Annotated in this window: 20 protein-coding genes; 15 read left to right on the top strand and 5 right to left on the bottom strand. The window is 62.3% G+C overall.

The genetic code is table 11. The features are described 5' to 3' along the window. Positions 1–55: 55 nt before the first annotated feature. Together RSO41_RS03490 and can are read right to left on the bottom strand one after the other, a co-directional pair. Positions 56–1,633, bottom strand: a complete 1,578-nt coding sequence (locus RSO41_RS03490) for an ABC transporter substrate-binding protein (protein ID WP_315617687.1) — start codon at positions 1,631–1,633, stop codon at positions 56–58. A 167-nt stretch (positions 1,634–1,800) separates the two neighbouring features. Beyond that, a complete protein-coding gene (gene can, locus RSO41_RS03485; RefSeq protein ID WP_315617686.1) occupies positions 1,801–2,454 on the bottom strand; it encodes a carbonate dehydratase in 654 nt (217 codons plus the stop codon). Between the two features lie 159 nt (positions 2,455–2,613). On the opposite strand from can, the gene gorA reads away from it, so the two are divergent. The 14 genes from gorA (at position 2,614) to yidD (ending at position 15,855) form a co-directional block, all read left to right on the top strand. Beyond that, complete coding sequence (gene gorA / locus RSO41_RS03480; protein WP_315617685.1) at positions 2,614–3,975, top strand: glutathione-disulfide reductase; 1,362 nt, start codon at positions 2,614–2,616, stop codon at positions 3,973–3,975. Positions 3,976–4,266: 291 nt separating this feature from the next. Then, positions 4,267–4,845: a diaminobutyrate acetyltransferase gene (ectA, locus tag RSO41_RS03475; protein WP_315617684.1), complete on the top strand. Its 579-nt coding sequence runs from the start codon at positions 4,267–4,269 to the stop codon at positions 4,843–4,845. Between the two features lie 82 nt (positions 4,846–4,927). After that, positions 4,928–6,193 carry a diaminobutyrate--2-oxoglutarate transaminase gene (gene ectB / locus RSO41_RS03470; protein ID WP_315617683.1) on the top strand — a complete coding sequence of 422 codons (1,266 nt, stop codon included), beginning with the start codon at positions 4,928–4,930 and terminating at the stop codon, positions 6,191–6,193. A 94-nt stretch (positions 6,194–6,287) separates the two neighbouring features. Then, entirely contained in the window at positions 6,288–6,701 is a 414-nt protein-coding gene (locus RSO41_RS03465) for an ectoine synthase (protein WP_275287642.1), read from the top strand. A 125-nt stretch (positions 6,702–6,826) separates the two neighbouring features. Beyond that, a complete protein-coding gene (locus tag RSO41_RS03460) occupies positions 6,827–7,831 on the top strand; it encodes an AraC family transcriptional regulator (protein WP_315617682.1) in 1,005 nt (334 codons plus the stop codon). Positions 7,832–7,839: 8 nt separating this feature from the next. Continuing rightward, positions 7,840–9,051 (top strand): DNA glycosylase AlkZ-like family protein, encoded by a 1,212-nt coding sequence (locus RSO41_RS03455; RefSeq protein ID WP_315617681.1) that lies wholly within the window; start codon positions 7,840–7,842, stop codon positions 9,049–9,051. Between the two features lie 54 nt (positions 9,052–9,105). After that, positions 9,106–9,507: a DUF1090 domain-containing protein gene (locus RSO41_RS03450; RefSeq protein ID WP_315617680.1), complete on the top strand. Its 402-nt coding sequence runs from the start codon at positions 9,106–9,108 to the stop codon at positions 9,505–9,507. A 221-nt stretch (positions 9,508–9,728) separates the two neighbouring features. Then, entirely contained in the window at positions 9,729–10,907 is a 1,179-nt protein-coding gene (locus RSO41_RS03445) for an MFS transporter (protein ID WP_315617679.1), read from the top strand. Between the two features lie 272 nt (positions 10,908–11,179). Then, positions 11,180–12,010 (top strand): ATP-dependent zinc protease, encoded by an 831-nt coding sequence (locus RSO41_RS03440; protein WP_315617678.1) that lies wholly within the window; start codon positions 11,180–11,182, stop codon positions 12,008–12,010. 43 nt (positions 12,011–12,053) lie between these two features. After that, positions 12,054–13,565 carry an inactive transglutaminase family protein gene (locus RSO41_RS03435; RefSeq protein WP_315617677.1) on the top strand — a complete coding sequence of 504 codons (1,512 nt, stop codon included), beginning with the start codon at positions 12,054–12,056 and terminating at the stop codon, positions 13,563–13,565. A 4-nt stretch (positions 13,566–13,569) separates the two neighbouring features. Further along, on the top strand, positions 13,570–14,544 hold the full coding sequence (locus RSO41_RS03430; protein WP_315617676.1) for an alpha-L-glutamate ligase-like protein: 975 nt from the start codon (positions 13,570–13,572) through the stop codon (positions 14,542–14,544). A gap of 82 nt (positions 14,545–14,626) precedes the next feature. Then, positions 14,627–15,079, top strand: coding sequence for a transcriptional repressor (locus tag RSO41_RS03425; RefSeq protein WP_275287726.1), 453 nt, complete (start codon positions 14,627–14,629; stop codon positions 15,077–15,079). A gap of 16 nt (positions 15,080–15,095) precedes the next feature. Then, complete coding sequence (gene hisI, locus RSO41_RS03420; RefSeq protein ID WP_315617675.1) at positions 15,096–15,545, top strand: phosphoribosyl-AMP cyclohydrolase; 450 nt, start codon at positions 15,096–15,098, stop codon at positions 15,543–15,545. A 4-nt stretch (positions 15,546–15,549) separates the two neighbouring features. Continuing rightward, positions 15,550–15,855, top strand: coding sequence for a membrane protein insertion efficiency factor YidD (yidD, locus tag RSO41_RS03415; protein ID WP_315617674.1), 306 nt, complete (start codon positions 15,550–15,552; stop codon positions 15,853–15,855). A gap of 122 nt (positions 15,856–15,977) precedes the next feature. Here yidD and RSO41_RS03410 read toward each other — a convergent pair whose 3' ends face one another. Together RSO41_RS03410 and RSO41_RS03405 are read right to left on the bottom strand one after the other, a co-directional pair. Next, positions 15,978–16,403, bottom strand: a complete 426-nt coding sequence (locus RSO41_RS03410; protein ID WP_315617673.1) for a SufE family protein — start codon at positions 16,401–16,403, stop codon at positions 15,978–15,980. 27 nt (positions 16,404–16,430) lie between these two features. Then, positions 16,431–17,645: a site-specific integrase gene (locus RSO41_RS03405; protein WP_315617672.1), complete on the bottom strand. Its 1,215-nt coding sequence runs from the start codon at positions 17,643–17,645 to the stop codon at positions 16,431–16,433. Positions 17,646–17,926: 281 nt separating this feature from the next. Here RSO41_RS03405 and RSO41_RS03400 point away from each other — a divergent pair, with 281 nt between their 5' ends. Further along, positions 17,927–18,970 (top strand): DNA-binding protein, encoded by a 1,044-nt coding sequence (locus tag RSO41_RS03400; RefSeq protein ID WP_315617671.1) that lies wholly within the window; start codon positions 17,927–17,929, stop codon positions 18,968–18,970. Positions 18,971–19,060: 90 nt separating this feature from the next. On the opposite strand, the gene nfuA is transcribed toward RSO41_RS03400, so the two are convergent. Further along, complete coding sequence (nfuA, locus tag RSO41_RS03395) at positions 19,061–19,651, bottom strand: Fe-S biogenesis protein NfuA (protein ID WP_064702293.1); 591 nt, start codon at positions 19,649–19,651, stop codon at positions 19,061–19,063. Positions 19,652–19,759: the final 108 nt, after the last annotated feature.

Below are 19,759 nucleotides of genomic sequence, written 5' to 3'. Positions count from 1 at the left end.
GATGTCGAATCGCCGTCCTCTCGCCCACGGTCAGACGAAAGGCGGCGGGAAGGTATTACTCTTCTTCTTCGACGACGAGGTCCCCGAGGTAGGGGAAGTTCATCACGTTGACGATCGGCTCGAGGTTGACGTTGGTGTCCCCGGCCCAGGCCAGATCCTGCCAATGCAGCGGGATGAAGGCGGCCTCGTCGTACAGCGTCTGCTCCATCTGCTGCAGCATTTCGGCACGCTTCGCCTGGTCGAGCTCTAGGTTGGCCTCGGAGACCAGCTTGTCGACCTCGGGATTGCAGTAATTGCCGGCGTTGTACTGACCGGCCCCGGTGTCCGCATCCGGGCAGGCAGTGAGATACTCGTGGAAGTTGGCCGAGTCCTCGGTGTCGGCATGCCAGCCGATCATCATCATGTCGGCAACCCGGTCATCGTACTCGCCCCAATACTGGGCCTTGGGTAGTGTCTTGAGGTCTACCGTCACATTGATGCGCGCCAGCATGGCCGCGACCGCCTGGGCGATCTTGGCATCGTTCACGTAGCGGTTGTTGGGCGCCATCATGCTGATCTCGAAGCCGTCTTCATAACCGGCCTCGGCCATCAGCTGCTTGGCCTTCTCCAGGTCGTAGCGCGGCTCAAGACCCTCATTGTGGCCCGCATAGCCCTCGGGCGAGAGTTGGGCGGCCGGTGTGGCAAAGCCCTTCATCAGCCGATCGGCGATGCCTTCCTGGTTGATGGCATAGGCGAAGGCCTGGCGAACGCGGGGATCCTGGAAGGCCTCGACACGCTCCTGATTCATGTGGAAGAGAATGATCCGGGTGCCAGACATGGTGACCAGTTGGGCGTTGTCATCTTCACGAACACGTTCCAGGTCGTTGGGCGGCACCGGCGCGATGAAGTCGACATCGCCGGAGAGCAGGGCGGCCACGCGGGTGGCGTTCTCGCCGATCGGCTTCAGCACGATCTTGTCGACATTGCCCGGGGACTGCTCGTCCCAGTAGTCGTCGTTGCGCTCGAAGACCACGCGTACGCCTTGCTGCCTTTCGGTGACCTCGAAGGGGCCGGTGCCGGACATGTTGCGCGAGGCGAAAGAGTTGCCGTTCTTGACGATCTGGTCCTTGGCATCGCCGTCGCTGTCTTCCCCGGAGTAGAACTGGCTATCCATGGGGAAGATATAGGTCGCCAGGTTGAGCAGCAACGGATAGGGCTTCTCGGTCTTGATTTCGACGGTATGCGCGTCGACCGCCGTGGCACTCGCGATGGGGGCGAAGATCGCCTTGAAGTCCGGGCTGCGCTTGAGTCGATCGATGGTCCAGACCACGTCCTCGGCGGTAAAGGCATTGCCGCTGTGGAACTCGACATCTTCACGCAACGTCATGCGCAATGTGGTGTCATCGACCCGCTCCCAGGAGGTCGCCAGGCGCGGTTCGATCTCGAGATCCTTGCTCCAGCGCACCAGCGGGTCGAAGGACATGTGCGACAGTTGCAGGATGCCGCCGGACAATTGCTCGTGAATATCCAGAGACACCGGATCGGCATCGTAGGCCATGCGCAGGGTGGTATCGGCCTGGGCGGCCGGGGCGAGGGCAGCGGAGGTCATGGCGGCGCCGATGACGCTAGCCAGCAGAGTCTTCTTGATTGTCATGTGTCGTTCCATGCCGGATGGATTGTTATCGGTATCACGACCGGCGGTCGTGATGACCATTATGCTCCATTCACCAACATAGAGAGGTTTGCGGTAAGCGCACAATCGAAATTGTGACATGCCCCATGCGCCCGGCGAATCAGCACGCCGGGCACGGGGGAGACATATCAGTCCTCGTCGGCGGGTGTGACGCGGTCGATGCGGTACAGCTGAGCGACCTGATCAAGCCCGTGAACACTGCATTCCAGGTCAGTAACACGCCCGTCGCTCAGGCCATAGACCCAACCATGGACGGAGAGCGCCTGGCCACGCTGCCAGGCGCGTTGAATGATCTTGGTACGGCACAGATTCTTGACCTGGGCTTCGACATTGAGTTCACACATGCGATCGACCTGCTCGTCCTGTGATAGCGAGGACAACGAGGCACGATGCTGGGTGTAGAGGTCGCGTACCGAATGCAGCCAGTAATCGACGATACCGCACTCACCACCGGTCACCGCCGCACGAATGCCGCCGCAACCATAGTGCCCGACGATCATGATGTGCTTGACCTTGAGCACATCCACGGCGAACTGCACCACCGAAAGGGCGTTCATGTCGTTGTGGTGGAGCAGGTTGGCGACGTTGCGGTGAACGAACACCTCTCCGGGCGGCAGGTCGATGATCTGGTTGGCCGGCACACGGCTGTCGGAACAGCCGATCCACAGGTATTCCGGCGTCTGCTGACGCGCCAGGCGGGCGAAGAAGTCGGGATCCTCGCGACACATCTGCTCCGCCCAGGCGCGGTTGTTTTCCAGCAGGGTGTCGATGTCGTTGCTCATGGTCGGGCTCCGGCAGGATGGAACGAAAGGTGAAGGGAGCCTTCTTTTACCGCTCGCTGGAATGAGGGTCAACCGCTCTCCCGGGGCATCACCTTGGCTGGTATGATCGCGCCATTGTTCACCGGGCCCGACGCGGTCCGATCGCTACAGGAGAATCGCGTGTCAGATTTCGACTATGACCTGTTCGTCATCGGGGCGGGCTCCGGCGGGGTGCGGGCCGCTCGCACCGCCGCCGCCACTGGGGCTCGGGTCGCCGTGGCCGAGGACCGTTATCTCGGCGGTACCTGCGTCAATGTCGGTTGCGTGCCGAAGAAGTTGTATTCCTATGCGGCCCATTTTCACGAGGCCTTCGAGGATTCCGGCGGCTTCGGCTGGCAATTGAGCACCGAGCCCTCGTTCGACTGGGCGACCCTGCGTGACAACAAGATCGGCGAGATCAAGCGCCTCAACGGTATCTACGGCCGCCTTCTGGACAACGCCGACGTGCGTCTGATCAATGGCCGTGCCGTGGTCGTCGACGCGCACCATGTCGAGGTCGGCGGCGACACGATCAGCGCCGAGAAGATCCTGGTGGCCGTGGGCGGTTGGCCCTGGGTGCCGGATTTCCCGGGCAACGAGTTGACTCTGAACTCCAATCAGATCTTCGATCTCGACGACTTTCCGCAGCGCTTCCTGGTGCTCGGCGGCGGTTACATCGCCGTGGAGTTCGCCAGCATCTTCAATGGCCTGGGCAGCGAGTCCCATCTCGTCTATCGCGGCGAGCAGTTCCTCCGCGGGTTCGACAACGAGGTGCGCGAATTCACCCGCGACGAGATGGCCAAGAAGGGCGTCAACCTGCACTTCAACACCAACATCGAAGCCATCGAAAAGGTGGCGGGCGGCCTCAAGGTCACGCTCACCGACGGTCGCACGCTAGAAGTCGACGCGGTGCTCGCCGCCACCGGGCGTCGGCCGCACCTGGCCGGGCTCGGCCTCGACCGACTCGATATCGCCACCAACGACGATGGTTCCCTCGAGGTCAACGAGCGTTTCGAGACCTCAATGCCCTCGATCCTGGCACTCGGCGATGTCACGGGCGGCCCCGAGCTGACGCCGGTGGCGCTGGAAGAGGCCATGAAGCTGGTCGAGCACCACTTCGGCGATACCGTGCCCGAGCCGCTGGACTACGAGCGTGTGGCCACCGCTGTGTTCTGTCATCCCAACATCGGCACCGTCGGCCTCTCGGAAGAGGCGGCCCGCGAACGCTTCGAGGCGGTCCGCGTCTACAGTGCCGATTTCCGCCCCATGAAGCATACGCTCTCCGGCAGCAGCGAGCGCAGCCTGATGAAGCTGATCGTCGACGACGCCAGCGACGTGGTGGTCGGCGCTCACATGGTGGGCGAGGAGGCCGGGGAGATCATCCAGGGTATCGCCATCGCCGTGCGCGCCGGGCTGACCAAGGCGCAGTTCGACCAGACGGTGGGCATCCATCCCACCGGCGCCGAGGAATTCGTGACCATGCGAACTCCGACACGTCGTTGAACCGCCACTGTCACGACAACGTCATTCGAGCGGGCCACCCTCACTCAGGGTGGCCCGTTGCGTCATGGCGTACCGTCCCGGCCGGAGTGAGCTAAACTGCAAAGAATCATGGCAAGACACCTACACACTGAGGCGCGATGTCTCAATGGCTTGAAGCCGCTGCAGACGGGGATTCGGCAGCAGGTCATAATCCTGTGTTATGGATTCGAGCAGGCAAGATAACCTGTTTTTTGAAATGACCATAAGCGGCTGTTATGATGCCGAGCAAATTCGCTACAGCGAACCATGACAATGAACGCAACGACAGAGCCTTTCACGACCTCCGCCGACCTGGCCAAGCCCAGCGTGGCCGATGCTGTGGTCGGCCACGAGGCCTCGCCGCTCTTTATTCGCAAGCCCAGCCCCGATGATGGCTGGGGCATTTACGAACTGATCAAGTCCTGTCCGCCCCTCGACGTCAATTCCGCCTACGCCTACCTGTTGCTGGCGACGCAATTCCGCGACAGCTGTGCCGTGGCGACCAACGAAGAGGGCGAAATCGTCGGCTTCGTCTCCGGTTACGTGAAAAGCAACGCGCCCGATACCTACTTCCTCTGGCAGGTTGCCGTGGGTGAGAAGGCACGGGGTACCGGCCTCGCTCGCCGCCTGGTCGAAGCCGTGATGACGCGTCCGGAAATGGCCGAGGTGCACCATCTCGAGACCACGATCACCCCTGACAACCAGGCCTCCTGGGGCCTGTTCCGGCGTCTTGCCGACCGCTGGCAGGCACCGCTGAACAGTCGCGAGTATTTCTCCACCGATCAACTCGGCGGTGAGCATGACCCGGAAAACCTCGTTCGCATCGGCCCGTTCCAGACCGACCAGATCTGAGCCGGAACGCCGCCTCGCCGGCCCGGTACGGGCCGGTTGCCCGTCTTCCCGTTTTATCTCTTTCATCCCACAGGAGGTCGCAATGCAGACCCAGACCCTCGAACGCATGGAGTCCGACGTCCGGACCTACTCCCGCTCTTTCCCGGTCGTCTTCACCAAGGCGCACAACGCCCGACTGACCGATGAAGAAGGGCGCGAGTACATCGACTTCCTGGCCGGTGCCGGTACTCTGAACTACGGTCACAACAATCCGCACCTCAAACAGGCATTGCTCGACTACATCGACAGCGACGGTATCGTTCATGGCCTGGATTTCTGGACAGCAGCCAAGCGCGACTATCTGGAGACCCTCGAAGAGGTGATCCTCAAGCCGCGCGGGCTCGAGTACAAGGTGCACCTGCCCGGTCCGACGGGCACCAATGCGGTCGAAGCGGCCATCCGCCTGGCCAGGGTCGCCAAGGGGCGCCACAATATCGTCTCCTTCACCAACGGCTTCCATGGCGTCACCATGGGCGCACTGGCCACCACCGGTAACCGCAAGTTTCGCGAGGCCACAGGGGGCGTGCCGACCCAGGCGGCGTCCTTCATGCCGTTCGACGGTTACCTTGGCAGCAGTACCGATACCCTCGACTATTTCGAGAAACTGCTCGGCGACAAGTCCGGTGGCCTGGATGTGCCGGCGGCGGTGATCGTCGAGACAGTGCAGGGCGAGGGCGGCATCAACGTCGCCGGCCTGGAGTGGCTCAAGCGTCTCGAGAGCATCTGCCATGCCCACGACATCCTGCTGATCATCGACGATATCCAGGCAGGCTGCGGCCGGACCGGCAAGTTCTTCAGCTTCGAACATGCCGGTATCACACCGGACATCGTGACCAACTCCAAGTCGCTGTCCGGTTACGGCCTGCCGTTCGCTCACGTGCTGATGCGCCCCGAGCTCGACAAGTGGAAGCCCGGTCAGTACAACGGTACCTTCCGCGGCTTCAACCTGGCCTTTGCCACCGCCGCCGCCGCCATGCGCAAGTACTGGAGCGACGACACCTTCGAACGCGATGTGCAGCGCAAGGCACGTGTCGTCGAGGAACGCTTCGGCAAGATTGCCGCCTGGTTGAACGAGCAGGGCATCGAGGCCTCCGAGCGTGGCCGTGGCCTGATGCGCGGCATCGACGTGGGCTCCGGCGATATCGCCGACAAGATCACCCACCAGGCGTTCGAGAACGGCCTGATCATCGAAACCAGCGGTCAGGATGGCGAAGTGGTCAAGTGCCTGTGCCCGCTGACCATTCCCGACGAAGACCTGGTCGAGGGACTGGACATTCTCGAAGCCAGCACCAAGCAGGCCTTCAGCTGATCGCTTGAGGTTCGCCATCGGGTCAGCCCCATGGCATTACTGTATCGGCCGGCCATGTGTGGCCGGCCCGTCATTGATTCACCGGAGAATCGACATGATCGTTCGCAATCTCGAGGAAGCGCGCCAGACCGACCGCATGGTCACCGCCGAAAACGGCAACTGGGACAGCACTCGCCTGTCGCTGGCCGAGGATGGCGGTAACTGCTCCTTCCATATTACCCGCATCTTCGAGGGTACCGAGACCCATATCCACTATAAGCACCACTTCGAAGCGGTCTACTGCATCGAGGGCGAGGGCGAAGTGGAAACCCTGGCCGACGGCAAGATCTGGCCCATCAAGCCGGGTGACATCTATATTCTTGACCAGCACGACGAGCACCTGCTGCGTGCCAGCAAGACCATGCATCTGGCCTGTGTGTTCACACCTGGCCTGACCGGCAACGAAGTGCACCGTGAAGACGGTTCCTACGCACCTGCCGATGAAGCCGACGACCAGAAGCCGCTGTAACCTGCCGCTTCGGTACCGCTGCACGCGAGCCCTCGGTCATCATGGCCGGGGGCTCGCTGCTTATCACCGTGCTGACGCTCGACAGGCACTGGACGTTTCGGACGCTTCATGCGTAATATCGCGCCATGATTGATGCATCGTCCATCCATCGGCGACCCGCCGAGCCAAAGGCGCTGCCCAACGACCTGGTCAGCGAGCTGCTCCTCGGCATGCGTCTCAACGGCATCCAGTACCGCCGCATTCAGGCGGCACCTCCCTTCGGCATAGGCTTCGGCAACATCGAAGGCGGGGCGCAATTCCATTTCATCGCCCGGGGGCCTGTGCATCTGCGGAGTCCCGATAACGTCGCTCACCGACTCGAGACCGGCGACGCGGTGCTCCTGCCGCATGGTGGCCCCCATGAGCTGCTGTCGTCACCGAGCGAGTCCAGTCGTGATATCGCCACCTTCGAGGCCGCCACGCTCTGCAAGGCCGTCAGTACCGTGCGCAACGCTTCCCCCGGCGAGTGCCAGGAGAGTGGGGCGGTCATGTTCAGCGGCTGCATGGAGTTCGACCTAGGCGGCATGCATCCGCTCGTCGGTTTGATGCCCGAGGTGATGCGCGTCGATACGCTTCAGGACCAGCATCCCGAGATGCTGCCGATTCTCCAGGCCATGGAACGCGAGGCTCAGGCCGAGCGAGCCGGCTTTGCCAGCATTCTGTCGCGTCTCGCCGATGTCGTCTCTGCCTGCATCGTGCGCAGCTGGGTCGAATGCGGATGCGGCGATGCCTCCGGCTGGGTCGAGGCCTTGCGCGACCCACGATTGGGACACGTCATTGCCGCCTTGCATCGCGACCCCGGGCACCACTGGACGGTTGCCGAGATGGCGAAACAGATGGACAGCTCACGTTCGGTCTTTGCCGAACGTTTCCTGACCGTCACCGGGCTGACCCCTCATCGTTACATGACCGAGTTGCGCATGCGCCTGGCCACCCAGTGGATTGGACGCGACAAGCTGCCTATCGACGTCGTGGCCCAGCGCCTCGGCTATGGCTCCCAGGCCGCCTTCAGCCGTGCCTTCAAGCGGGTGACTGGTCATCCACCCGGCGCGCTGCGCACTGAACCGAATCTCGAAAGGCTCCAGGCATGAGACCTTCGATGAGCGAACGACAGCGCCTTACCCTGAGCCTCGCCGATGCTCGGCGCCTGCTGGTCCATCATCATGCTCGGCCGGCGCCGCTGGCGACGGTGATCCAGCACCTGGGTACCATTCAGTTCGATCCGCTGGCACCGCTCGGCACCAATCCCGACCTGGTGCTGCAATCGCGAGTGCCGGGTTATCGGCAGGGCGATTGGCAGGAGGCGGCCTATCGTCGTCGCCTGCTGGTCGATGGGTGGGACAAGCAGGCCAGCCTGATACCGCCCGAGCAGTGGTGGGCTCAGGCGCCTTTCCATCATTGGTTCGCGCGTCGCTGGAAACATCGCGGCGTCGATATCGACTCTCCGGAAGCTCGAGAGATTCTGGATCAGGTAGCACAGCAGGGCCCCTCGACCAGCCTCGAACTGGGCGATCAGCGGTCCGATCCGGCCCTGCGCGGCAGCTGGTACGGACCCAAGCGTTCACGCCATCTGCTCAAGGCCCTATGGGATTCCGGGCGTTTGATGACGCACCATCGCGTGAAGGGTCGGCATGCCTATGATCTGCCCGCACGCGTATTGCCGGATGGGGCATGTACCGCGAATGTCGACGAGGATGATGCGCTGGAGCACTTGATCGTGCGTCGCGTACAGGCCGTCGGCCTCCTGCGTCCGACGGCCGATGCCGCCGTCTGGTTTCTGCCTTGTCGGCGCGCCGAGCGCGACCGCATCGCCTCTCGAGCCATCAAGCGGGGAAAACTGATCGAGGTCGACGTGGACGGCGAACGCTACTGGACCACGCCCGGCGCCATGTCGCTTCTGGATGACGTCGTCTCACCAGGCGGCTCGTGCGATCGCCACATGCGGTTTCTCGCGCCACTGGATCCGCTGATGTGGGACCGAGGCGGGGTCTCGCGCGTCTTCGGTTTCGATTATGTGTGGGAGGTCTACAAGCCGAGGGAACAGCGGCGCTGGGGCTATTATGTACTACCGGTAGCATGGGGCGAACGTTTCGTCGCCCGTTTTGACGCTCAGTACCGAGAGGGTGTCCTGACCATTCACGCCTGGCACTGGGAAAGCGATATCGTCCCGTCCCGACTTCCCGACGGCATGCCCGAGGCACTCCAGCAAGCCGCTCGACATTTTCTGGATTATCTGGGCGCCGAGCGGGTCGTGCTGCCCAGGGGGCTGGGGCGTGAAGCGCGGCGTGCATGGCAAGCAGCGCCTGGATAGCATACCGTCCCCGAGGCAGATGCCTGCGTCGATCACCTGACAGGATACATGACCATGAAACGGACCTTTTACTGCGCCATTCCCGCATTGATGCTTGCCTTCGGACAACAGGGCCTTGCCGGCGAGGTGGATTCACTCTGTCAGGACAAGGTGGAAGCCATCCAGAAGCAGCTTCGTATCGCCGAGGAGTACGGCAATGAGCACCGTGTGCGAGGCTTGAAGAAGGGACTGGAAAATGTGCAGCGCCACTGCACCAATGACAGCGTCATCAAAGACGCTGAAGAAGACGTCAGCGAGAGCATGACCGAGGTTAAAGAGCGCCAGGAAGCATTGTCCGAGGCTCGCAGTGAAGGCGACTCGGACGATATTCGCAAGCTCAGCAAGAAACTCGAAGAAGCCGTCACGGAGCTTCGAGAGCGCCAGGACGAGCTGGAATCGCTCCAGGGCGAGCAGTAGCAGTGCAGTCGTCGAACCGGACACCCACACACTATTTAACATAATATACATTCTGCGAAATAGAAGGCTGGGCCATGCCAGCCCATTCATCTCCGTGCTCTCCGGACCATCATTCGGACTAATGATCATACATTCGAGACGGTATGGGATATACCGTCCGAATCCATCGCTCTATCCTGCCTGACCCACGATGCCATTTTGTTCAAGGACAGGAGCCACTGATGAACGATGTGTCACAACAGACCGCGCCGGCATGGAGCGCGGTCTTCTCGATGACGCTTGGGGTCTTCGGACTGGTTACCGCGGAGTTTCTCCCGGTGAGCCTGCTGACGCCCATGGCGTCGGATCTCGGTATTACCGAAGGCATGGCCGGACAGACAGTGACGGCAACGGCGGCCATCGCGCTGGTGACCAGCCTATTGATCACGGCCGCGACGCGACACATCGATCGACGCCATGTCCTTCAGGGATTTTCGGTGCTGTTGGTCCTCTCGAATCTGCTGGTGGCACTGGCACCGAACCTGACACTGCTGCTGCTCGGCCGTGTGCTGCTCGGCATTGCGCTGGGCGGTTTCTGGACGCTGTCGGCGGCCACGGTGATGCGCCTGGTCCCTGAAGACAGCGTGCCGCGAGCACTGTCGATGATTTTCAGCGGCGTCTCGGTAGCCACTATCGTGGCGGCGCCCATGGGCAGCTTCTTCGGCGAGATCATCGGCTGGCGAAGTGTCTTCTTGATCGCCGCGGTGCTCGGAGGACTGGCCCTGGTGGCTCAGTTCGTCACCTTGCCACACATGGCGCCAAACGCTCACACGCGCCTGAAAACCCTGTTCGAGGTTCTGCAACGACCAGTGGTCGGTCTCGGCATACTGGCTGCCGCCATGGTATTCGCTGGACATTTCGCCTTCTTCACGTATATCCGACCTTTCCTCGAGACCGTCACGCGGGTCGATGTGAACGGCATGTCCAGCATCCTGCTGGCGTTTGGCCTGGCCAACTTCCTGGGAACTTTCCTGGGCGGCATCATGCTGGAGCGCAATATGCGCTTCACCCAGATCGTCATGCCGTCGATGATGGGGCTCCTTGGCCTGGGACTGGCGGGTGTCGGTGGCATCCCCCTGGTCGATGCCACGATGATCGCACTCTGGGGCATGGCGTTCGGCACCGTTCCCGTCGCTTGGTCTACCTGGCTGACCCGAACGGTACCCGATGAAGCCGAAAGCGCAGGCGGCCTACTGGTCGCGGCGATCCAGTTCGCGATTGCCAGTGGTGCGGCGACCGGCGGACTGATCTACGATACAGGTGGTGCCATCGGTGTCTTCGCGGTGAGCGGTTCCGTTCTGCTGCTGGCGGCGTTGTTGATCCTGTTCGGTATCAAGGCACCAGCCGCCATTACGTCCTGATCGATGCGCGAGGGCGCCATCATGGCGCCCTCCCCGCCGTCACCCGGTCGCCCTCTTCCCTTCCTTGCCGACGCCACCCTCCTTCTATTGCTCGGCAAGAATCCATATCCATCCCTTGCCGACGATAAGCCTGTGCGCGAGGCTAAGTAGAATGGAAGATAGCCTTTCCACCACAACACACCGGTTGCCATCGTGGACACCGGCAGGCCGGCTCCTTATCATCCCTGCAACTCATGCATCCCGTTCACGTCAGTGCAAAGGACACCCACGATATGCCGAATCGCCCATCGTTGATGTTATCGCTCTTCGGCACCATGACGTTACTCGGGGGGTGTTCCCTGTTACCTCCCCAGTCTCGCGAACCGGCACTTCCACCGGTGACGTCGGCACAGTTCGAGGCGGGCATTCAGCGACTGGAGAGCAATCTCGCCGCTCGTTGCGATAACCAATCGCACCTGCTGTCGTTGCAGAGGCTGGAACAGCGGACGTTGACGGCCGATGTGCGCGAGGTCGGTAGCCTCTTGCGGAACCTGCGAGGCGATATTGCCGCCCTGGATGATGGTCAAGGCGAAGAGACGACCCGGGTCGTCACCGAGTGCCAGGCAACCGATGACCGGCTGGCCAACAAGGAGCTCCTGGGCCGCAGCGAGTGGATTGGCCTGCCGAATGTCGGTACCTATCTGCAGGCTCGTGTGGACTCCGGGGCGGACACGTCCTCGCTGAGTGCCAGAGAGATCACCAGTTTCGAGCGGGATGGCGAAGACTGGGTACGCTTCAAGCTAGGTCTCGATGACGACGACAGCGCGGTCGAAGCGGTCAAGGACAGCTGGCTGGAAGCGCCGCTGGAACGTCGCGTACGGGTGACCCAGGCCGCGGGCGAGGAATCCCGCCCGGTCATCGAGCTGCTGATGACCCTGGGACCGATCCGTGAGATGGTGGAGTTCACGCTGACCGACCGTCGCCATCTCGACTACCCGGTCCTGCTCGGGCGTCATTTCCTGATGGATATTGCGATCATCGATGTCGCGGAGGACTTTCTCCATGAGCGGCCCGAGTTCACGAACGCGGCCGACGATGCCGAATCGCAAGACGAAACGCCCTGATACATGGATGTATTTCTTTCCCTGATTCACCAAGGACGTTGAGATGTCCCGACTGCCCTTCTACCTGGTCGTTGCCTTGTTGCTGGTTGCCGGCATCGGCTTGAGCATTCACCGTCATGTCCAGTTCGAGGTCCCCTGGACGCCAGGCGAACAGCGGCAGGTCTGGGAAATCGAAGCACAGGTCAATTTCCTCGCCGATGGCGGCCCCGCCAAGGTGGAGATGGCGCTTCCTTCCACCCAGCAAGGGTTTCGGGTACTGGCCGAGCACACGGCCTCACCGGGATACGGTCTCTCCTTTCTCGAGGAGAGCGGCAGCCGCCGCGCATTGTGGTCGACCCGTGATGCCACCGGCAATCAGCAACTCTATTACAGCAGTCGCATCCAGGTCGCCCCCCGGGCCCGAGCGCCCGAGGTGCCACCACCCTCTCCGGGGCCGGATGTCGTCTGGGAGCGCCCTTATGATACGGCAGCTTCCCAGGTCATCGACCGCGCCTGGGCACGCAGCGCCGACCCCTTCACCTTCGCTCGAGAGCTGATTCGCGACTTCAGCGAAGAGCGCCAGGGTGAAAATGCCCGATTGCTGCTGACGCAGTTCGATCGTGTGCCCCTGCTGGTCCGCCTGCTCAACCAGGCGGGCATTTCAGCACGCGGGGTCAGCGGCCTGATGCTGGAACATGGGCGGCGCCGGCAGAGCCTGACGCCCTGGATCCAGGTCTACGACGAGCAACAGCAAGCGCTCTTCAATCCGGCCACCGGCGAGCAGGGACGCCCCGACAATCTCCTCCTCTGGGAGAATGCCGGCAAGGCAGTGCTCGAAGTCCAGGGAGGTACCAACTCCCAGGTCTATTTCTCCATGCTCTCGCGCAACCAGCCGGCCGGGGCTGCCGTGCGCAGCCGCATGGCCGAGGCATCCGACACCATTCTCAACTTCTCGATCCATAGCCTGCCTCTCGAAGAGCAGGCGTTGTTCCAGACGATTCTGTTGATCCCTATCGGCGCCCTGGTCGTGGTCCTGCTCCGTGTGCTGGTCGGCATCAAGACCTCGGGCACCTTCATGCCGGTGCTGATCGCCCTGGCCTTCATCCAGACCACGCTGGCCACCGGCCTGATCGGCTTCCTGCTGGTAGTGGCCGTGGGTCTGGTGATCCGCAACTATCTTTCCTACCTCAACCTATTACTGGTGGCGAGGGTCACGGCGGTCATCATCACGGTGATCGCCATCATTTCGCTGTTCTCGGTGCTGTCCTATCGCATCGGGCTCAACGCCGGCCTGACCATTACCTTCTTCCCGATGATTATCCTCTCCTGGACTATCGAGCGGATGTCGATCCTCTGGGAAGAAGAAGGCCCCAAGGAAGTCCTGATCCAGGGCGGCGGAAGTCTGTTGACCGCCGTACTGGCCTACCTGGCCATGAACAACCCCTGGATTCGCCACATCACCTTCAACTTCCTCGGTGTGCAGCTGATCCTGATGGCCTTGATCCTGATGCTCGGCAACTATACCGGCTACCGACTGCTGGAACTGCGTCGCTTCAAGCCGGTCACGGAGGACTGAGCCGATGTGGACGACTCCCGGCAAGCTTCGCGCCAAGGGCATCATCGGCATGAACCGGCGCAATATCCGCTATATCGGCCGTTACAACGACCGACGGCTCTATCCGCTGGTCGATGACAAGCTCCAGACCAAGCTGCTCGCCCAACGCTACGACATCACCACACCGGCCCTGATCGGCACAGTGTCGACCCAGTTCGGCGTCAAGCATATCCGCGACATGCTCGATGGCCATACAGGATTCGTCATCAAGCCAGCCAAGGGCAGTGGCGGCAAGGGCATTCTGGTCATCGAACGTGTCGAGGGGCAGCATTACGTCAAGCCCAGTGGCGCCCACCTGACGCTCAAGGACGTGGAACGCCATGTCTCCAATATCCTCTCGGGTCTCTACTCCCTGGGGGGATCGCCGGATGTAGCGCTCATCGAAGGCTTGATCAACTTCGACGAAACCTTCAACGAGTACACCTATGAAGGCGTACCGGATATCCGCGTCATTGTCTTCAAGGGCTATCCCGTGATGGCCATGATGCGGCTTTCCACGGCTGCCTCGGACGGCAAGGCCAACCTGCACCAGGGGGCGGTGGGCGTCGGCATCGATATTGCCTCCGGCCAGGCGATTCGTGGCGTGCAGTTCGACCGTTCACGCAACGATCATCCGGATACCGGCCATGAACTGGCCAGCCTGCGGATCGCCAACTGGCGCACTCTGCTGCGTCTGGCCGCAGGCTGTTACGAGATGACCTCGCTGGGCTATCTCGGCACCGATATGGTACTGGACCGCGACCATGGCCCCATGCTGCTGGAGCTCAATGCACGCCCAGGGCTGGCCATCCAGATGGCCAATGGCGAGGGGCTTCGCAACCGTCTCGACCTCATCGAGCAACAGCCCAAAGGACTCGAGGTGGAACAGCGTGTGGACTTCGCCCGGCAGCACTTCGCGCGGCGCAGCGAGCTGGACACCGTGCAAGCCGCATCGGCATGAAGAAGCCCCCTAGCGCGATGTCTGGCGATGGCGGTGCGCGGCGCGTAGAATGGGTCGTCAATCCCGAGACCGCATGGCCAGCATGACCGATTCCCGAGCCCTGATGGACCAGGCCGAACGACAGTGTCGTCATCGTGGCGTCCGCTTCACGCCGATTCGTCGGCGGGTGCTGCAGATGATCGCCGACACGCGTGGCGGACTGAAGGCCTATGACCTGCTCGATCGCCTTGCCACCGAGCATGCCTCTGCCCGACCGCCGACGGTGTATCGCGCCCTGGAATTTCTCATCGACCAGGGCCTGGTGCATCGCATCGAGTCGCTCAATGCCTATGTGGCCTGCCCGTGCCCCGAGCATGCCCATGGCTTCCAGCTCTTGATCTGCCGCGATTGCGGCCGGGTCGAGGAGTTGCACCTCGACGATATCAACGAGCAACTGGGACAGCGCGCCCACGAACTGGGGTTCACGGTGCAGCGTCAGACCATCGAGCTACTCGGCCGTTGCGATGCCTGCCATGCGGTTCCTCAGACATCCTGAGTCAGCCGGAGCTCCAATGTCCGATATCTTCAAGGCGCTGGAAGGCGCCCCTCTCGACAGCCGTCGCCCGCTCGGCGCTATTCTGGACGCCGCCCGCTTCAACGCCGATGGCCTGATGCCCGCCATCGCTCAACAGCATGACTCCGGCGAAGTGCTGATGATGGCCTGGATGAACCGCCAGACCCTGGAGGAAACCTTGCGGACTGGGCGTGTCTGCTACTGGTCACGTTCCCGGGGGAAGCCCTGGCGCAAGGGAGAGTCATCCGGACAGCAGCAACACCTGCGAGCAGCCAGTCTCGACTGCGATGGCGACACCCTTCTGCTGCAGGTCGATCAGACAGGACCGGCCTGCCACAGCGGGCGTCGAAGCTGCTTCTACGTGGCGCTCGATGCGGAGGAAGCCCGCGTCGCCAGCGAGCCGATGATCGACCCGCAAGCGCTCTACGGCGACAAGACGCCCCACTGACGTCATGCGTGCCCTCGTCCGAGGCCTGCGCACCGGGCTGGCCTTCATCATGATCGGCCTGGTGCGCCTCTATCAGTGGCTGATCAGCCCCCTGCTCGGCCCGCGCTGTCGTTACTGGCCCAGTTGCTCTCAATACACGGCTGAAGCACTGAAGGTGCACGGCCCGCTGAAAGGCGGCGGGCTGGCGGTTCGGCGCATCCTGCGCTGCCATCCCGGCACTTCAGGCGGCATCGACCCGGTACCCGGCGGCCCCAGCGAACGGTTGTGCCGGGAAGACCCCGAGCTGGATGACGACTTTCATTGTCGATAGAGGCAGTCCGGTTTCATCCTGCTCTTGAGCCGCCAAAATCATTATCTCGCCAAAAAAATGATGATAGGCGCAGACTTTTCTCCAAAACGATTTTAGCCGGGTGTCAAATGGGGGCTACCGAGTCACGCGACTTCCTGCTCGGCGACGCGATAAATGCGCTCGAGCATGGCGTTCAAGCCGTTGCTGCGGGTCGGTGACAAGTGCTTGTCGAGGCCGAGGTCCTTGAGGAAATGCGGACTGGTGGCCTGGATGTCCGCCGGATGACGATCATTGTAGATGCGCATCAGCACCGCGATCAGCCCCGAGACAATGGCGGCATCCGACACGGCATCGAAATGCAGTGCCTCACCGTCGCGACGGTGATGCATCCAGACATTGGACTGGCAGCCCTGGATCTTGAGCTCCTCGACCTTCCATTCCTCAGGGAAGGTCGGTAGCTGCTTGCCCATGTCGATGATGTACTGGTAGCGGTCCATCCAGTTGTCGAACATCTCGAACTCTTCCAGCAGTTCCTGCTGGGCCTGTTCAGCGGTGATCTCTGTGCTCATGAGGGCTCCTGATAGCTTCTGGGCGTATTATACCGGTTGCTTCCCTGCGTCGTCCGCCCCCTCTTCCTCTCGAAGTGTCAAACCGTGCCATGCCTGCTGTCGATGCCACTCCTCGGCCTCGGCATGCAGGTAGCGAGCTGTCGTATCGAGCCGGGAGTGGCGCGCTGTTTCGGCGAGATAACGCAGCTCGATACCGGCCTGGGCCTGGTGCGTCAGTGCCGTGTGTCGCAGCCAGTGCGGCGTGGCACGTCGCAGCTGGGCCACGCTGCGCCCTGCATCGGCACCGAGCTGGCATTCCATGGTGCTGGCGGCCTGCTCGAAGGTGGCCCGAATCAAGCGGTACAGGTGGTTATCGCCCACGCTGCGCCGTCCATCGAGCCCCCGCAGCAAGGGTGTCGACTCGTCGAGTGACGGCTCCGGCGGGAGCCCCAGGGTGACTCGCCAATCGGCGAGCAATTGCATCATGTCCGGCGGCACGGGGATGCGCGCCGTCTTGGCGCCCTTCCCTGTCACTCGCCACCACCAGCGGCCCTCGCGTCGCTCGAAGTCATCCATCCGAGCGGCGGTCATCTCGCTGATTCGTGGTGCCAGCAGATAGGCGAAGCCAAAGACCAGCCGCCGACGCGCCCAGATGAAGTGCTCACGCTCGGACGCCCGGTCTGCCGGTGGCCGATTCAGCCATTGCCAGAGCCAGTCCCACAGCGGTCGCTCCAGATAGCGCTCGATCGTGGTTTGCCGATTGTCCAGCCGTCGTCGCTTGTCGCGCATCAGTCGAAACGGATTGTGGTCGAGCCACCCCGCCTCGACCAACCAGGCGCACAGGCCTTGCAGAATGACCAGGCTCTGGCGTCGGCTCGCCGGCGACAAGGGGCCACGGAACGGCCGCCAACGCGGGTCCTGACGGGGCCGAGTCGGACCGATCCAGCGCTCTCTCGGCATCGGGTCGCCGAGAAAGGCCTCGAAGGCATCGAGATGATCGCGACGCAACTCAGCCAACGACATGCCCCGCTCGGCCAGCCACAGCAACAAGCGTTCAGCCTCGCGCCGATAGGCTCTCCGAGTATTCGGACTGGCGCGATACTCCTCCAGCCATAGCGCCACCGCCTGGACGTCACTGGTGGCCGCAATACGCCCTGCCCCACTGGCCAGGCTGCCGGCCGAGGACATGGCACTCGACTCGTAAAGTGCCGTCCCGATCTCCGAGGCCACCGGGTAGGCCGCTTGCGGCAATTCTTCTTCCATCCAGCTTCCTCTTCGTGTCACTCATGGTGGATCGCTCCACCACTGGCCTCAGTGTCGCTCTGTAAGCCTTTTTAATCAAGATAAGCCGCGTAATCTTGATTATCATGCCAAATAGATAAATAAAATTACGTTTTACGTAGTATGTAATAAGCTTTATCTTCCGCCTCAAAAGCGCTATCCTGCGCCCATCCATCGGTACGCAGCGTGGTGGCTTTCCATGCCGGTATTGATACGGCCATTCTCTCGCCCGCCGCACCGATCACCCGAGAAGGAGACCTGCCATGGCACGCACTGGTGTGCGATACGAGGATGTACAGCGCGCTATCGATGCCCTGATGGCCAAAGGGGAAGCGCCCAGCGTGCACAAGATTCGCGAGACGCTCGGCACGGGCAGTTTCACCACCATCAGCGAGCACCTGCGCGAATGGCGTCGCCTTCGCGAAGAGAATCGCGACGTCCCGCCTCCTCAGGGGATGCCCGTCGAGCTGCAGGAACTGGCCGAAACACTCTGGACACAGGCTCAGGAAGCAGCGAACCAGGCGCTGGCCCATTACCGCCAGGAATCGGACGCCCGTGTCGACGAGGCACGACAGCAGGCTACCGAGGCCGAACGCCGCGCCGAGGATGCCGAACAACGCGAGACCGCCCTTTCGGCGCACCTGACCCAGGTCGACCAGCGCCTCGAGCAGCGCACCGAAGAACTGGCCAAGCTGCGCGCGGAGCACGAGGCGTTGCTGGATCGGGAAAGGCAATCGCGCGAGCGCAGCGATGAGCTGACGCGCCGCCTGGAAGCGTCGGCAGAGGACATGAAGCGCCGTGAACAGGCGCACAAGCAGGCACTCGAGGAACAGTCAGAGAAGCACCGCGAACGCCTTGCTCAGGAGGAAGAGCGCAACGAAAGCGCCGAAGCGCGCTTGATGGGGTTGCTCGACCAGGAACGACAGGAACGTCAGGCCGCCGACAAGGCCCATGCCGAGCGCGAGCAGCGCCTGACCCGCCGTCTGGAAACCACCCAGGAAAAGCAGAGCGCCTTGCAGAGAGATCTTGCCGCTGCCCGTCAGACTCAGCACGAGACCGAGCAGGCCCGGGACAGTGCCGAGCAGCGCGAGGCCGCCCTGCGCGACCAGCATGAACAGCTCAGTGCCCGCTTCGAGGCATTGGAACGACAGATGTCGGAGCAGGCACAGCATTGGCACGAGCGCGAACGCCATTTCGAGGAACGGCTATGGGCCTCGCTCGAGGCATTGCGTGAAGAGTGGCGGACCGAGACGGCCGCTTCGCCGATGAAGGGTGACGACGCGCCAGACGAAAAAGGCCCCGCATGAGCGGGGCCCGAAGCCGTGTTGCTTGAAGTGTTGCTTGAATTCAGGTTAGACAGGCGGCGTTGTCGACACCGCCTCGATCAAACGGCGCCCTCAGCGGTAGTAGGCGTTGGTGGTATCCGTATGATCGGTCACGTCGCGAATGCCCGAAAGCTCCGGAATACGCTCCATCAGCGTCTTCTCGACACCATCCTTGAGGGTGATATCAACGGCCGCACAGCCCTGGCAACCGCCGCCGAATGACAGGACGGCAACCTGCTCCTCGGTCAACTGAACCAGGCGCACCTCGCCACCATGGGCCGCCAGGCCGGGGTTGATCTCGCTGTACAGCACATAGTTGACCTGGTCTTCGATGGGGCTGTCAGCGTTGACCTTGGGCATCTTGGCGTTGGGCGCCTTGATGGTGAGCTGCCCGCCCATGCGATCGGCATTGAAATCGACCACGGCTTCCTCGAGGAAAGGCACGCTGTTCTTGTCCAGATAGACGGCGATCTTCTCGAGTTCGAGGCGCTCATCGCTGGGCTCTTCCTCGCCAGGCCGGCAGTAGGCCAGGCAGGTCTCGGCGTAAGGCGTCCCCGGCTGGGTGATGAAGATACGCACGGCGATTCCCTCGACGTTCTGCTTGGCCAGCAGTTCGGCGAGGTAGTCCTGGGCACTATCGGTGATCTGGATGCTGTCGCTCATGATGCTCTCACTGGTCTGGCCCCGACCGGGGATGAGGATAACGGACGCGGGCCGGGAATCGGTGTTTTCCCTCATGGTAAGCGAGCGATGGCGCCGAGACAATCCCGA

This window comes from Halomonas sp. I1 (assembly GCF_032334135.1).
Taxonomy (GTDB): domain Bacteria; phylum Pseudomonadota; class Gammaproteobacteria; order Pseudomonadales; family Halomonadaceae; genus Halomonas.
This window is presented reverse-complemented; position numbering and strand designations above follow the sequence as displayed.

Excerpts from the sequence above, each read along its gene's own strand:
- RSO41_RS03435 (WP_315617677.1), top strand. The coding sequence starts at position 12,054 with ATGTCCCGACTGCCCTTCTACCTGGTCGTTGCCTTGTTGCTGGTTGCC.
- RSO41_RS03490 (WP_315617687.1), bottom strand. The coding sequence starts at position 1,633 with ATGACAATCAAGAAGACTCTGCTGGCTAGCGTCATCGGCGCCGCCATG.
- RSO41_RS03445 (WP_315617679.1), top strand. The coding sequence starts at position 9,729 with ATGAACGATGTGTCACAACAGACCGCGCCGGCATGGAGCGCGGTCTTC.
- RSO41_RS03465 (WP_275287642.1), top strand. The coding sequence starts at position 6,288 with ATGATCGTTCGCAATCTCGAGGAAGCGCGCCAGACCGACCGCATGGTC.
- RSO41_RS03405 (WP_315617672.1), bottom strand. The coding sequence starts at position 17,645 with ATGGAAGAAGAATTGCCGCAAGCGGCCTACCCGGTGGCCTCGGAGATC.
- RSO41_RS03425 (WP_275287726.1), top strand. The coding sequence starts at position 14,627 with ATGACCGATTCCCGAGCCCTGATGGACCAGGCCGAACGACAGTGTCGT.
- yidD (WP_315617674.1), top strand. The coding sequence starts at position 15,550 with ATGCGTGCCCTCGTCCGAGGCCTGCGCACCGGGCTGGCCTTCATCATG.
- RSO41_RS03455 (WP_315617681.1), top strand. The coding sequence starts at position 7,840 with ATGAGCGAACGACAGCGCCTTACCCTGAGCCTCGCCGATGCTCGGCGC.
- RSO41_RS03440 (WP_315617678.1), top strand. The coding sequence starts at position 11,180 with ATGCCGAATCGCCCATCGTTGATGTTATCGCTCTTCGGCACCATGACG.
- RSO41_RS03450 (WP_315617680.1), top strand. The coding sequence starts at position 9,106 with ATGAAACGGACCTTTTACTGCGCCATTCCCGCATTGATGCTTGCCTTC.
- nfuA (WP_064702293.1), bottom strand. The coding sequence starts at position 19,651 with ATGAGCGACAGCATCCAGATCACCGATAGTGCCCAGGACTACCTCGCC.
- RSO41_RS03460 (WP_315617682.1), top strand. The coding sequence starts at position 6,827 with ATGATTGATGCATCGTCCATCCATCGGCGACCCGCCGAGCCAAAGGCG.
- RSO41_RS03410 (WP_315617673.1), bottom strand. The coding sequence starts at position 16,403 with ATGAGCACAGAGATCACCGCTGAACAGGCCCAGCAGGAACTGCTGGAA.
- hisI (WP_315617675.1), top strand. The coding sequence starts at position 15,096 with ATGTCCGATATCTTCAAGGCGCTGGAAGGCGCCCCTCTCGACAGCCGT.
- ectB (WP_315617683.1), top strand. The coding sequence starts at position 4,928 with ATGCAGACCCAGACCCTCGAACGCATGGAGTCCGACGTCCGGACCTAC.
- RSO41_RS03400 (WP_315617671.1), top strand. The coding sequence starts at position 17,927 with ATGGCACGCACTGGTGTGCGATACGAGGATGTACAGCGCGCTATCGAT.
- RSO41_RS03430 (WP_315617676.1), top strand. The coding sequence starts at position 13,570 with ATGTGGACGACTCCCGGCAAGCTTCGCGCCAAGGGCATCATCGGCATG.
- ectA (WP_315617684.1), top strand. The coding sequence starts at position 4,267 with ATGAACGCAACGACAGAGCCTTTCACGACCTCCGCCGACCTGGCCAAG.
- can (WP_315617686.1), bottom strand. The coding sequence starts at position 2,454 with ATGAGCAACGACATCGACACCCTGCTGGAAAACAACCGCGCCTGGGCG.